Source organism: Gimesia fumaroli, assembly GCF_007754425.1.
GTDB lineage: Bacteria > Planctomycetota > Planctomycetia > Planctomycetales > Planctomycetaceae > Gimesia > Gimesia fumaroli.
Genome location: NZ_CP037452.1, coordinates 3,063,873 through 3,078,777 on the forward strand (window position 1 = coordinate 3,063,873; position 14,905 = coordinate 3,078,777).

Below are 14,905 nucleotides of genomic sequence, written 5' to 3' on the forward strand. Positions count from 1 at the left end.
ACGAAGACACCTGGTATTTTTTTCGGATTTTAAACTCCGTCATTTCACTTTCGACTGAAGGTACGCGGCTGTTCATTCAGGCTTTGAATAAATTTCCAGATCGCATGGAACTGCTGATGGGCATCGCCTTCCAGAATGGCAGAGATTTTTGTGGTTTTCCCATCGGCAGACAGCTTGGGCATTTTGGTTGCGATATCAAATCGTGGCGGATCCAGCACGAAGCGGTGATAGTAATCGTCGTGCAGTCGTTCTTTGATATGCACGAAATTGATCCCCAGTGCAATTTTGGTTTTATCATCGCCTAAGGGAAGTTCGTCGCCGACGCCGTGACATTGGCGACAATCGAGTGCATTTTTCCTGGTGAGTTGATTTCCCAGCGTCACCATCTGTGGTGAGTCAGCACTTTTTGCTTGAGAGGATTTTCGAACGCGAGTTGCGACGATTCCATGTTCGGCTGCCATCCCTGATGCCAGGTAAACGGCATGAGCCGGAAAGTGCGGCATTCTCGATTTGAGCCAGGGACGCGGTCGCCAGGAGACCTCTCCTGCGATAAATGATTTTGACCAGTTCGATTTCAATTTTTCGCCCGCCCAGGTCAAACTGGGAAGCGCTTCGGGGAGCAATCCGGAATCCCCTTCTTCGACCATGATCATCCCGCGCGGGCTTTGTGCGGTATCTCGACTGTGACAGGCGGCACAATTTAATTGACGCATCCAACGTTCAGAAACTTCCGGAGGACTGAGACGCGCCAGGGAATCGGTTTGTGTCTTCAAAGTTGCCTTGATTGCCGCTTGTTGTTGCTGCGAAAGTTCAAATTGAGGGACTTGCGAGTTCTGTTCGCGCAGCTCTGACAGGCAGCCATTGGAAAGCGATTGAACGACGAAAGGAATACGCCTGGGAGACACGACGGCTTGTGATGTGCCCGACAGCGTTCCATGACAGTTGACACAACCCAGGGTCTCGTAATAGAGCTTGTGCCCCCGTTTGGCAGAACCGTCTGGCAGCAGCATGGCGTTTGGGATCTTTCCCTTTGAACTGTCAATGAGATAAAGCGACAGCGCGAGCGCTTCCTGCTGCGTTAATTTGAAGTCGGGCATCCGACTCCACTGATTGTGCTGGTGTGGTGTCCGCAGAAACCGGGTTAATTGCGAAGGGCTGAACTTTCTCTTGATGCGTGCTAATGAGTGCCGCTGGTATTCGTCCTCTTCGGGAGAGACAAACTGATGATGACAGTTAATACATCCCAGCAGTTCATAATTTTGTGCCCCGGATTCAATCAGGGAATCGATGTCTGATGAAAGCGAACTCTCAGGATTGGCTGAATCTGAGAACGCTGGTTTTCGTGCTTGCGAAACAAACCAGGCGGTCAGATCGGCCGCCTGTTGTTTTGCTAATTTGGAATTGGGGTCGCCGAGCAGAGCCGGCATGTTTGAGTGTTCGCGCAGACTGTGTGGATTCAAGAGCCAGTGAAACAGCCAGCGTTTGCTGACCCGGTTGCCAATATTCACGAGGTCTGGGGCCGATTGATTCAAATCCGGCATCGCAGTTGTCGGGAAGCGTTGCATTGTTCCCTGAGCGTCAGAAATGACGAATCGGTCAATTTCATTTGGTAGTGAGTGGCAGGCAAGACATTTATAGTGCGCGATTAATTCTCGTCCCTGACGCAATTGCTGCATCTTGACGAGTTGCCGATGATTGCTCATATGACTTAAGACACTGGGAAGAACGGGTTCGGCGGCAAAGTGATCACCGCTCCACAGCAAACGAAGTTTCGCATTTCCGTCTGCTTTGCTCTGGTAGGTTAATTGGATCTGGTTGAAGCCCTTGTTGAGGGTGACGACAACTGGGGCCTGCTTTGAAAAATCATCACTCTCAATATTCAAAATCGGTTGCTGATTGATTTTTAAGCCGGCGGTTCCGAATCCTTCCAGGCTGATCTGGTAGCGTCCCGTCAGGGGCACGCGAAGATAGCTTTCCGCGCTTGCGGAAAATGGGCCCGGCTTTAGAAACGGGGTCGGTGCCTCAGAATCCGATACGGACAAAGCGATCATTCTGCCGGCTCGGGCGTCGGTGGTGGGAGGATTCGGCGGCGCTTTTTGGCTGAATGTCCAGAGGACACCCGGCTTCAACTGTTGCTGTTGAGCGGTTGTAAGTAACTCTTTGGTCTGACGACGGGTTAAGATATCCGAGTCCATCTTTTGCGATGAGACCGAGTTGATTGTGTGGTAGTAGGTCTGTTTTACCTCCGCGCCTGTCTGGGAAGTCAGATGGTACGTGATGCCCATCTGCATGACCGGTTTGACACTGGCAAGTTCCAGGAAGACAGTCCGCTGATCTGGCAGGAGGGTGGCGGAGAGAACTTCTACTTCGTCACGTCCTTCCGTCTGGGGAGACGAAACTTTAAATTCCGGCGAACCGTATTTTTCCGACCAGAGATAATTCCATTGTTCAATCGCGTAGTGATCCGGATTTTCAGCCGCAGTTCGTTCCAGTGGGTTGGTGAATGTGAGCGCGATTCCGTTCTGCATGGTTTTGACGGCAATGGGAAAGTCAATCGGCTTACCCGTATAACGAACGCGCTGCAGACAACCATCCTGAACCGCGTTGGTGACCCAGCCTTTCAGGCCGCTGACATAAAGTTGACCATCGGCGGGACTGAACCGTCCCCGCATGATTCCCGATTCAAATTCCAAAGGTAGCGTGAGTGTGCCGCCCTGTGATTGGCCGTGAATGACTTCGCGCAGTGTGAGTAGAATTTTGCTCTGGCCGTAAGAAAGGTGTAAGAGCTGCCCTTTGAGCGGTCCCCAGTTTTCGCTGGTCGCCCAGACCTGTCCGCCGCTGGAATTGTCCTGCAATCGAGGGATCCAGCATAACGGGGGATCGTAACCCAGCGGGCGATTTGTTGTGATTTTTGGTCCGCCATACCCGTAATATCCGCCCGGTTTGACTTCCGCAATGTTAGAAGCGGGAGTCCAGGTTCCCTCCTGAGGAGAGGCGGTGATGATATTTCCCGGGCCCATGCCCATGCCGTTCGGATTGCGGAAACCGGAGGCGATGACGTTGAGTTTTTTGCCATCACGGGTAATTTGCACGACCCCTTTTTGGGCGTGCATGAGATAGAAATTGCCAAAGGAATCAGTTTCGAGGCACGTCACGTAATCATGTCCGCCGACCGAAGTCGGAATCATGTTATTGAAACATTCGTAAAAATCGGCTTCTCCATCCTGGTTTTGATCGTGCAGAATTGTGATCTGGTCACGTCCCAGTACATGGATCTGATTGTCAACTACTTTGAGTCCCAATGGTTGAAACAGTCCTGTGGCAAACCGTTTCCATTTCAATTGCTGCAGGTCATCGTCGACTCCGGAGACCAGCCAGACATCGCCGTGGACAGTGGAAACGGCCAGATTTCCGTTTTCGAGAAAGTCATGCCCACTGATAAAAAACAGAGCTTTAAACGGGTTTTGGTGGGGAATGGTGATGGTATCAACGACATACGCCGACGGTTCTTTTCCCAGTGTCCCTTTTGTGGTGAGCGTTTCTTTCCAATGCGGAGGGCCGGGAATCAGAAGCGGTTGTAAAGATTTGGTAAAGGCAGGCTGATTGGGAGCGACCGGTTTCACAATTTTTGCAGGACCGGTTTGATAATAAATCGTAAACACGCGGGTGACGTTTCGAGGGGGAATGACAAAGGCCGCTGTTGGCTTTTGTTTATTGCTGTTGTCGATGGTGGCGCGAATCGCATCCCAACCGGTGGTGCCGATGAAGAAGGACTTGTTTTTCTTGGTTGCCTGAAAGACTTGGGGTTGGTTCGCCAATGGTTGAACTTGTTGTGCATCGGCAATATGCAGTTTCAAGGTCTGGTCACCCGGGCCGATTTCAAATGTACGCGTGAAATAAGCATGGTCCTTAGATTTGAGGAACCAGGGAGATTCATACACGGTCGTCTCACCGATGCGATATTCCAGAGTGACGCGATTTTGCTGCACGTGCGATCCGAGGAACTGGCAGGGCTGTCTTTGATCCCAGCCGGGCCCTTCCTGTGTTGAAAAAAGCATGTTCCCGATGGGGGAAGGCGCTTTGATCAGACCGAAGCGTTCGGGGGAGGGTTTCAGAAAGCCGTCCGTCCAGAGGCCGCGTACTTTGCAGTGCTGTGTGTCGTAGCAGATTGTGCCTTCTTCATGCTCGCCGACGCGAATTGAAAGCCCTTTTTTTACTGGCCCGGTGGGAAGCGGTATGGTGCAGGCGAGCCACTTGCCGATGTCGGTTTGCTGCCAGCGATTATCATCGGTGGCGCTGACCGGCTGAGAAAAACCGACCGACTCCTTACCCCAGTGATCTTTTTTTTTAGTATCGGCGGCAGGCTTCTGAGAGACAGACGTTTTGCTCAGAATCGGAACCGGTTTGCCGGAAACTAATTCTGGTGTCTGGTTCGTCTTTGTCAATTCATTAAACGGGAACAGATATAGAGACTGACCATCGGTTTTCATGGGGGCTGTCGGCAGCATGGTAAAGTCGCGCTGGCCTTTGGAAAGACGGACGTCGTCAATCAGTCCGTCGGAGCCGATCCGATTTTCGACTAAGCCACCAATGCGGATCTTTCCCGAAAGGGCACCGGTTGATTTTCTTGTGGGAAGTGCGGAATCAAGTTCCTGCTTTCCATCGACGAACAGACGCAGGCGATTCGGTTCCAGAATCATGCCGACATAATGCCATTTCTGATCGCAAATATCGATTTTGGTTTTATATTCGCCCCCCTGCCCTGGCAGGTAAACGCTGAAGTAGCCGCTGCGCGCATAAGAATACATTTCCCAGTGCGCTGGTGACGATTTTTCTTCCGATGCCAGAAACACATTAAAGCCGTTTTTTTGATTCAGCTTGACCCAGCAGTCAGCACTCAGTGGGAGCGGCTGTGATTCCGGTTTGGATGCGATCAGGACGGTGCCGGTATTCGTATTCAGTGCCTTGCCCCATTTTCCGGGGACAAGAATGGCCGTTTGTTTTTTGCTGCCGGGCGCGGGTTCAGGCCGTTCGAATTCGTGAATCGGGCGCTGCGCTGCCCAGGCGGTGGCGCGGCGTAAGATTTCACAGGCTTCAAACGTGTCATAGGTTTTTTCGCTGTGCCCCAGTAACGTCTGAAAGATTCGCCCATTTCCATAGTGGTAGGTCCAGGCCAGCGGCTCATTTTTTTTCGTGACTTTCGAGTTTGCGGAGATTAAAGGTTCCACGGGCTCTGTCCCGTCCTGTCGGAAGTAGAGTTCATCGGTGACGGGAAACGTTTTCAGGTTATGAGTCAGTGGATGTGTGTCATCGGTGACCTGGACTTCGAACTTTCCAAAAGCATCGTGACCACTTTTGGCGTCTCCTTTTCCGTGATGATTCCAGACGCGGCGCACAATTTTACGATATTCGGGCCAGTCGGACTCCCCTGCTTTGGGAAGTGAAAAATGAAAGGCCCCATTGGCGAAGTGAATCAGAACCAGACCACCGCCGTTTTGGAGATAATTCATGAAGGCGGTGCGGGATGCTTGACTCAAAGGAGTGCCGTCGTGCCAGTTGGCATAGTTCTGCACGATGACTTGATAATCACTCAGTCTCTTTTTCGAGAGGTCTTCAATATCATTCGACACGTCGACTTTGATCCGCGGATCTTTTTCCAGCAGCTCTTTGATGACCGGCGTTGTTTTTTTCCAGTTGTGCCAGGCATGAGCTTCGTTGCCGGCGAACATGAGCACGCGAATGGGACGGTTGTCCACTATCGCCGGTTCGGTACCTTTGATGCCGGCGAGTGCTGTTGTGATTTCCGCATGAGTGTAATAGCGGGCCTGCACGCCGGTTTCAGGGACCTCGACGTTGGCAGTCCAGGCGATGGCGTTCAGGATGAATTTTCGAAAGGCGTCATTTTGCCAGTTATCGTAATAGTGTCCGCAGGTGGTGCCGAACCCACGGCCTCCGTTCTGGCGTTCCTTAGCCCAGGCGACAACATTCCCGTTCTCTTTCCGCCCCTTCAATTCCGTGACTTCAAATAGCGGCGTCAGTTTAGGATCGTCGTCTTGAAAGCGGAGATTGAAATAAAACTCTTCGCGTAGCTCAAAATCCTTGACGCCGCGACAAGTGGGATGCTCCGGATGGATGAGATGTACCGGGGCTTTGACCGTTTTAATGGCCGAGTACCAGCGACGGAGTCCATTTTCTTCCCAGTCGAAATAACCGCCAGACCAGTCCTGGATCTGTTGTGCATATTTGTCGGGAGCAAATGTGGAAAAGTGGAATGTAAGAAAGCCACAACCCCGATCGATCTGACGTTGAACCTGTTTTAAATGTTCTGCATTGCCAAAGTGCGGCGCTTCGGCAAACTTGTTTCCGTCCCGTCCGTCCGAAATGACCATGATGGTATCGGCGTCATTCAGTGTGCCGGGATCTTCAGGCCAGCCATCCAGATGATATTCGACGCGGACCTGGTCTTTCACGTTCGAATTATCCAGCATGACTTTCAGCAGCTTGACTGACCAGGGGTAGTCATGAATTCCATTGCCTGTGGGGCCATGACTCTTGGGGCCGGCAATCAGAACAATTTTGCGCTGCGCAGAAGCGGTCTTCTTCTGGGGAGAATCATCCGCCTGAAGTGGGATGGCACTCAAAAAAGACAGACAGAGCAGTGTGCAAATGGATGTGATCGTTTTCACAATCAGGTTTCCTCTGGAGCACTCAAGTTTTGGGGGGAAAGGAAATGCTGGCATGGGTCATTTACTTATGAGTTGGGAAAGACTGTTCGATTCAAGGCTTCAATATTAGCGATAAAGAGAACAAAAAACTGCTCAGCAATCGGCTTTTTTTGAATTCCTCAGAAAGTGGTTTCAGAATCATTGATCAGATTTTGTTTGATCGTTCCATGATACAATCGGCGGGATAGGAATTGCGAGAAGTCTTTTGATCGTTCATGATAGGAACACTGGATATCAATATAAACTGATTCTGAGTTCATTCTTCCCGGGATTTCTAATGAAGATCAAATGCGCTTGCTGGCTGGCTCTGTTTCTACTCGCACCCTTTGGGGAATTGCAATCGGCAGAGAAAAAGCAGACTCCTCCACCGAATATTCTGGTGATTCTCTGTGATGATCTTGGTTACGGCGATCTGGCCTGTTATGGACATCCGCAGATTAAGACGCCGCATCTGGATCAGTTGGCGTCAGAAGGAATGCGGCTGACTGACTGTTACGCGAGTGCGCCCGTCTGTTCTCCCTCCCGTGCCGGTTTGTTGACCGGGAGAACTCCCAATCGTCTGGGCGTTTACGACTGGATTCCGGAAGGGCATCCGATGCATTTGAAACGGGATGAAGTCACGATGGCGCAACTGTTGAAAAAAGCGGGATATGACACGGCGCATGTCGGGAAATGGCATTGCAACGGCATGTTCAATTCGAAAGAACAGCCACAGCCCGGAGATCATGGCTTTCGACACTGGTTCAGCACTCAGAACAACGCGATCCCCACGCATGAGAATCCCAATAACTTTGTGCGTAATGGAAAACCGCTGGGCGAGATTGAAGGGTTCTCCTGCCAGATTGTTGCCGACGAAGGCATTCGCTGGCTCAAGGAGTGGCGGGATCAGGAAAAACCGTTCTTCCTGCATGTCTGTTTTCATGAACCGCATGAACGCGTTGCTTCGCCACCAGAGTTGGTGAAACAGTATCTCGGCCAAAGTCTGTACGAGGATCAGGCCCAGTACTTTGCGAATGTTGCGAATATGGATGCTGCTGTCGGGAAATTAATGAAAACGCTGGATGACTTGAAAATGGCGGACGACACTCTTGTGTTCTTCACTTCAGATAACGGCCCCGAGACGTTGAATCGTTACGGGAAAGGCTCGCGGCGTTCGTGGGGATCGCCCGGGGTGCTGCGCGGGATGAAATTGCACATTTATGAAGGAGGCATTCGAGTTCCCGGAATCATTCGCTGGCCGGGACGGATTGCGGCGGGACAGGAAAATAAGACGTCAGTTTGTAGCGTGGATCTGTTGCCCACATTTTGTGAACTGGCGAATGTAGCGGTTCCTCAAAATCGTGCTCTGGATGGGACCAGCCTCGTGCCTCTGTTTGCCGGGAAGGACTTGCAGAGAACAACTCCCCTGTTCTGGAACTATTATCGCGCCAACAGCACGCCGCGCGTTGCCATGCGTGAAGGAGACTGGAAAATCGTCGCGCACTGGAGCGGGCCGGAAGGAGTGATCCCGCTGGGTAATAATGTGAATTCGATTTCGCAGGAGTTTATTAAAAATGCCCGGCTGACGAAATTTGAGCTGTATGATTTAAAGCATGACATCAGCGAGCAGCATAATCTGGCCTGGCAGGAGCAGGAACGCTTAAAGGGTCTGAAAAAGAAGCTGATTCAAAAATACACGGCGGTCCAGAAAGAAGGACCGGTCTGGGATACCAAAGCTTACGAGCAGACTCGCGAAAAGCGACTGTTTCGAAAACCGGCAAAATAATCTGAGATTGAGGCCTTTTGTCTGGGGAACCGCATCCCCAGTTTCCCTGAGGATCTGACGGATTCCCTATTCTCAATGACTATGGGGGCTGTTACAGTAAAGCCTCGCGATTTGTTAATTTCTTCGTATTTGACGCTCTCTTTTTAATATCAATGGAACAGTCATGTACTATTTTCGTCTCTTCAGCTTGTTACTTCTGGTTAGCATTTCTGCTTTTTCACAAAACGCCTGGGCGCAAGCCGAGCGTAATGTGGGCTTTTCGGTCAACGCATATGCATTGACGGGAGCCAAGGTTGTGACTCAGCCGGGAACGGTTTTAGAGAATGCGACGGTTTTGATTCGAGACGGGTTGATTGAAGCGGTCGGCACCGATCTGAAAGTTCCCGCTGACGCAGAAACCGTCGATTGTCAGGGAATGCTGATTTATCCCGGTTTCATTGATGCGGCTTCGAGCTCTCTGATTAATAAAGAAGTAAAGGTATCTAAAGTCAAAGGCAGAAAAGTCGACTTCGGTCGGCATGCGCTGGCGGCAACGCGACCCGATAATCGCAATTATCTCAGCCCGGAGTTTTATGCGAATCGGGCGGTGTTAGAAAAGAAGAACAGTTTTACCAATCATCAGAAAGCCGGCTTTACTGCGGTGCATCTGCTGCCACAGGGGAAAATTGCCAGCGGTCAGGGAACGCTGGTTTCGACCAGCGAATTTCCTGTCAGAGAATCGACGTTGATCGAATCCACCATGGGCTCGTTCCGAATCTATGCACCCCGAGGTAACGTCTATCCGACGACCCTGATGGGGGCCATGGCGCATCTCAGACAATCGTTTTTGGACACACAGCACTATGAGCAACATTGGGGCTTGTATCAGGATCAGTCCGCGTTTATTAAACGTCCGCCGTCCGATCCGACCTATGCCGCGTTACTGGAAATTCTGCATGCCAGGAAGATCCCCGTTTTCAAAGCAAACAAACGCGACGAAATTTTACGAACGCTCGATCTTTGTCAGGAATTTCAGATCAAGCCGATCATTCTCGGGGGCGAGGAAGCGCACCTTTGTCTGGATCGATTAAAGGCCGAATCTGGTGGCGTGATCTTTCAATTGAATTTTCCTGAAAAGCCGAAGGTGGAAGAGAAAGCGGAAACCGAAGAGCTTTCGGCTGAAGTACCGGACCCGCTACGCGTTCAACAGGATAAGCTCAAACTCTGGAAAGCACGCATTCAAGGTGTGAAAATGCTGGCTGAAAGTGGTTTGCCCGTCGCTGTTGCTTCCGAGTCGTTAAAGAATCAAGCGACAGATCTGGTCTCTCAACTACGCATCGCGGTGAAAGAAGGAGTATCGGCTGACCAGGCACTGCGTCTGTTAACGGCGGATGCCGCGAAACTATTGGGGATTGAGCAACGGCTGGGAACGATTGAAAAAGGAAAATTGGCACATCTGGTTGTGATGTCGGCCCCCTGGGAACAGAGTGAGTCCAAAGTGCGTTACCTGTTTGTGGACGGTGCCAAGTTTGATTTTGAGGACAAAACGAAAACAGACAAAGAGAAGAAATCGGACTCCCCCCAGGCAAAGCCGCTGGCACGCATTGATTTAGCTGGAGAATGGGGCGTCGAAATTGAATCGGCACAAGGCAAAGTCATCGGTCAATTGCATCTCTCGCAAGATAAAGATGCGTTACGGGGAACGTTCGCCAGTGAAAAAGGGGATGGAAAAGTCACTTCGGGAAAAATCGCGAAAGAACAATTTTCATTCACGGTGGCCATTGGTGCGGGCGAACATTCGATCGAGCTGCAATTTAAAGGAGCCGTTGCTAAAGACGATATGAAACCCGAAACGATCTCGGGGAAATTGAAATCGGCCTTTGGTACCGAAACGAGTTGGTCGGCGATTCGTAAAATAAAGCAGCCCAAGTCAGCGCCCGCCAATCCGATTCAGCTTTCTCTCGAAGGAGACGATGACGGGGATGAAGGATTGAAGACGCCGACGACGGGGACACTGGTTGCACAAAAACCGGATGTGAAACAAAGTCCCAAGACCAAACAGGATTTCCACAAATTCAATACTGAACTGGAATCCGATCGGGTCAGACGATTTCAAAAAACGAATGGGAATCTACTGCTTAAAAACGGGATCGTGATTACGGTGACCGGAGAAACACTGAAGGATGCGTCCATTCTGGTGAAGCAGGGAAAAATCGCCGCGATCGGAACAAACTTAAAAGTCCCCGCTGGTACGACTGAGATTGATCTCCAAGGCCTGTATGTGATGCCCGGCATCATTGATACGCACAGCCATATCATGATTACGGATGGGATTAATGAATCGTCGCAGTCGATCGTGCCTGAAGTGCGGATCAGAGATGTGGTGAATACGGCTGATGTGTCTGAATACCGGGCGCTGGCTGGCGGTGTGACCGCTGCCCGATTGTTTCATGGTTCTGCGAACGTGATCGGTGGGCAGGATGCGGTCGTCAAATTAAAACATGGTAAAACAGCCCGCGAACATATTCTGCATGAGGCGCCTCAGGGCGTGAAGTTTGCGCTGGGCGAAAATGTGAAGTATCGCACCTCACGTTTTCCAAATACGAGGATGGGCGTCGAAGCCACGTTGCAGCGGGCGTTTATGGAAGCCGTCGATTACCGCCGACAGTGGCAGGAGTATGAACAGGCACAAAAAAAACATCCCGACCAGAAGCGGCTGCCTCCTCGACGCGACCTGCGTCTGGAAGCACTGGCGGATATTGTCAACCATGAAAAGTTCATTCATTCGCATTGCTATCGGGCCGATGAAATTCTGATGCTGATGCGAGTGGCTTCGCATCTGGGGATTCGTGTCTGGTCGCTGCAGCATGTGCTGGAAGGTTACAAGATTGCACCAGAAATTCTGGCACATGGTGCCAGTTGCAGTACGTTTTCTGACTGGTGGGCCTACAAAATCGAGGCCTTTGATGCGGTGCCTCATAATGCGGCTCTGTTAAATGAAGCAGGCGTGAATACGGTGATTAAAAGTGACGACTGGGAATTGATTCGCCATTTATATCTCGAAGCAGCAAAGACAGTCCGGTATGGAAATATGTCGTTTAATGATGCACTGCGGACAATTACGATTAATCCCGCGCGTGAGTTGGGACTGGATCAGCAGATTGGCTCGATTGAAATTGGAAAGGACGCCGACTTTGCCATTTTCAGCGGGCATCCTTTAAATGCCTATTCCCGTTGTGAAATGACGATCATTGAAGGCGAGATCTATTTCAATCGCAAGCTACAACCCACGGCGATGTCTGACGGTTCAGAGTCTCGTTCTGCCGCTCCTTCCGTTGAGATTGCACAGCACCCCACCAAGCCGCTTGCATTACCAGCCGGCGAATTGAAGGAGTTTGCAATTACCGGCGCAACATTACACCCGGTCGACGGTGATGAGATTGCCGCGGGGACGATTGTGGTCAAGGGACAAAAGATCAACTATGTTGGTCCTGCGAAAGCACTGCCCAAGACCCTGCCGGTGATTGACGCAACAGGATTGCACGTTTATCCGGGTATGATTGATACCGGGTCGACTCTCGGACTGACGGAAATTGATAAAGTCCGAGAGACACAGGATTATTCAGAAAGTGGCGATCTGCAACCTGATTTACGGACCGGCGTTGCCATCAATCCTGATTCCGAACTGTTTCCGGTCGCACGAGCGGGGGGAATAACCAGTGTTCTGGTGGTTCCGCGATCTGGTTTAATTCCCGGTCAGACGTCGCTGGTGCAGACGGCCGGCTGGACCGCGCCTGAGATGGTGATGGAACTGGAAGCAGGATTACAGATTAACTGGAGTACAAAAAAAGAACGTCAACAGGAACTGAAAGATTTCCTGCAGCAGGCCCGCCTGTATCAAAAACTGAAACAACAGGCAAAAGCAAATAAAACAACCAGTCCGGTGTCTGATCCGCGTTTTGAAGCGTTGTTGCCTTATCTGGATCAGAAGAAGCCCGTTTTTATTGAAGCGAACTCGCGCAAAGAAATCGCCGGTGCCCTGCTCTTTGCAGAAGAGGAAAAATTACGGATCGTGATTACCGGTGGGACGGATGCCTGGAAGCTGGCGCAGGAATTGAAGTCCCGAAAAGTTCCTGTGATCGTGGGCCCCGTGATGCGACGTCCCCAGGAAAATTATGATCCCTTTGATGCCCCTTATGCTAACCCGGGGCACCTTTATGATGCGGGGGTCACATTCTCGATTCGTTCGAATAGCGCCTGGAACTCGCGAAATACGCCCTTCGAAGCCGCCATGGCGGTTGCCTATGGTTTACCCGAGCGGGCGGCATTGCGAGCGGTGACACTTTCTGCCGCCGAAATTCTGGGAGTCGAAAAACAGCTTGGTTCACTGACTGAAGGCAAGCTGGCGAATCTGATAATTTCAGACGGATCGCCTTTGCAGCATACTTCTCATATCAAGGCCGTATGCGTAGGCGGGAAGCTGTTACCGCCGGAAAGTAAACAGACACGCCTGTATGAGCGTTACCGGGGCCGACTGCAGCAGATTCAAAAATCATCAAACGGCAAATCGCCGGGAACATTGCCTCTGGAAACGAAGAAAGCAGAGCCTGCTCAGAAACCGGCGAACACGAAATAGTGATTCCAATCAGCGTAAGGCTGCGCCATCGCTCAGCTTGAACTTGAGCACATGCATCGTGCGGCTGAATCGATCGGGGTTCTTTTTGAACTCTTCGCGGGACTCGATATCGACGAATAAATACAGGTTCTGGTCGTAGTAGGCGCCGTATTTGGTATTGCCCGGGATGGCCCGATCCTTCTTGTTGAGGATGACGGGATCACAGCCTAACAGTTGGGGGGCATAACGTCCGGGATCGTTCTTAAAGAGTTCCAGTTCCGTGCGGCTGGAGAGCAGATACGTAATTCCCTGGTAAGGCCAGCTGAATTCTTCCTGTCCTTTTTCCCATTTGCGGTCTCGGGTTAACGAAACGGGACTATATCCTTCCAGACCAATTTTCGAAGGCATACGAGCGACGTATGTCTTTGGTTCTGCGGGAGGCTTGATATCATCCGTCTCTTCAAATTGCTCCTGCTTATTCTTTCGCTGCATCAATTCCTGTTTGCTTTCGCGCGCCAGGTAAACCCGGCGGTCTTTCTCGTAACGGGACGCACCACGGCCTAAGAAACTCAAATAGGTGTTCTGAGGCTGCATGCCATCGGTGCGGGAAATAATCGTGCCGGTGGGAGTTAAAAGTACATCGCTGGGGAGGGAACGTACGTTAAATTTACTGACGAGGTTTTGATGTTCGTCGCTGTCAATTTTAACGGCGATCACACGTTTCCCAAACTGATTCTTGACGGCTTTGGTGTTTAAAACGGTCCGATCCATTTGGTGGCACGGGCCGCACCAGGATGCGTGAAAATGCAATAAGAGAGGTAGGTCTTTATCCTGTGACAGCTTTTGAGCGGCGCGGAAATCATGCATCCATTCACCAGCCAGAGACTGATTGAGCGACATCACGATCAGAGAGAACGTGATTGTCATAATCGATAAAGTTTGTCTGTTTGAAATTGGTCTGGTTAATTGCATGCAAGTGCCCCCGCAAATCGCTTTAAATACATGAACGCGATTGCGCTCAGTCAGGCTGATCTCAGATTCATCGGCGTTCTGATCTCTTGTTTGTTTATCGGTTGGATGGGGGTAGGTTATTGTGAAGTATTACACAGTAATCGAAATGGGAGGTGAGGATTTGCAAAAAACAGGGCGCCAGGACGGATGTGTTTGATTCAGAAGAAGTAAACTTGAACCAGCTTCACTAACCGGACCACCTGAGTTCAGCAGCCTGTGTCTTGTTTTTGTGGAGAGCGTGCAGGAACAAAGGAGAGGAAACTTTCAATTAAAGAGAGACCGCATTCCGTTAAGATCGATTCGGGATGAAACTGAACACCGAACAGCGGCGCGGTCTTATGCTCAATAGCCATGGGAATTCCGTCTGCTGTTCTGGCGGTGATTTGCAGGTCGGATGAAAGCGTCGCTTCGTCAATAATCAGCGAGTGATATCGGGTGGCATCGAACGGGTTAGGCAGTTTAGATAACAGCCGGGAGTTTTGATGGTGAATCGCCGAGGTCTGTCCGTGAACGGGCCGCGGTGCTTTGATGATTTTAGCACCGAAGCTGGCAGCAATGGTCTGATGCCCCAGGCAGACGCCCAGAATGGGAACACGATTTCCAAAATGTCTGACCAGGTCCCGGCTGAGGCCTGCTTCCTCGGGTGTGCACGGGCCGGGGGAAAGGACTAAGGCACGCGGGTTAAATGCGTCTGCTTGACTCAATGTAAGTTGATCATTGCGAATGACACGCGTCTGTTGTCCCAGCTCTTCAAAATAGCGAGCGAGATTGAATACAAAGCTGTCATAATTATCAATAATCAGGATCATG

General features: G+C 50.9%; 5 protein-coding genes. 2 read left to right on the forward strand and 3 right to left on the reverse strand.

Annotated features, from left to right (window positions below):
• Nucleotides 1-44: 44 nt before the first annotated feature.
• Nucleotides 45-6,686, reverse strand: coding sequence for a ThuA domain-containing protein (locus Enr17x_RS11710; protein ID WP_198001108.1), 6,642 nt, complete (start codon nucleotides 6,684-6,686; stop codon nucleotides 45-47).
• A 316-nt stretch (nucleotides 6,687-7,002) separates the two neighbouring features.
• Between Enr17x_RS11710 and Enr17x_RS11715 the strand changes: the two genes are divergently transcribed.
• On the forward strand, nucleotides 7,003-8,490 hold the full coding sequence (locus Enr17x_RS11715; protein ID WP_145308885.1) for a sulfatase: 1,488 nt from the start codon (nucleotides 7,003-7,005) through the stop codon (nucleotides 8,488-8,490).
• A gap of 163 nt (nucleotides 8,491-8,653) precedes the next feature.
• On the forward strand, nucleotides 8,654-13,105 hold the full coding sequence (locus Enr17x_RS11720) for an amidohydrolase family protein (RefSeq protein ID WP_145308887.1): 4,452 nt from the start codon (nucleotides 8,654-8,656) through the stop codon (nucleotides 13,103-13,105).
• A 9-nt stretch (nucleotides 13,106-13,114) separates the two neighbouring features.
• On the opposite strand, the gene Enr17x_RS11725 is transcribed toward Enr17x_RS11720, so the two are convergent.
• Nucleotides 13,115-14,011, reverse strand: a complete 897-nt coding sequence (locus tag Enr17x_RS11725; protein ID WP_198001109.1) for a thioredoxin family protein — start codon at nucleotides 14,009-14,011, stop codon at nucleotides 13,115-13,117.
• 290 nt (nucleotides 14,012-14,301) lie between these two features.
• On the reverse strand, nucleotides 14,302-14,904 hold the full coding sequence (locus Enr17x_RS11730) for an anthranilate synthase component II (RefSeq protein WP_145308891.1): 603 nt from the start codon (nucleotides 14,902-14,904) through the stop codon (nucleotides 14,302-14,304).
• Nucleotide 14,905 lies beyond the last annotated feature (1 nt).

What these genes read in the sequence shown, in the direction of transcription:
- Enr17x_RS11715 (WP_145308885.1), top strand. Translation starts at nt 7,003, where the DNA reads ATGAAGATCAAATGCGCTTGCTGGCTGGCTCTGTTTCTACTCGCACCC.
- Enr17x_RS11720 (WP_145308887.1), top strand. Translation starts at nt 8,654, where the DNA reads ATGTACTATTTTCGTCTCTTCAGCTTGTTACTTCTGGTTAGCATTTCT.
- Enr17x_RS11725 (WP_198001109.1), bottom strand. Translation starts at nt 14,011, where the DNA reads ATGACAATCACGTTCTCTCTGATCGTGATGTCGCTCAATCAGTCTCTG.
- Enr17x_RS11730 (WP_145308891.1), bottom strand. Translation starts at nt 14,904, where the DNA reads ATGATCCTGATTATTGATAATTATGACAGCTTTGTATTCAATCTCGCT.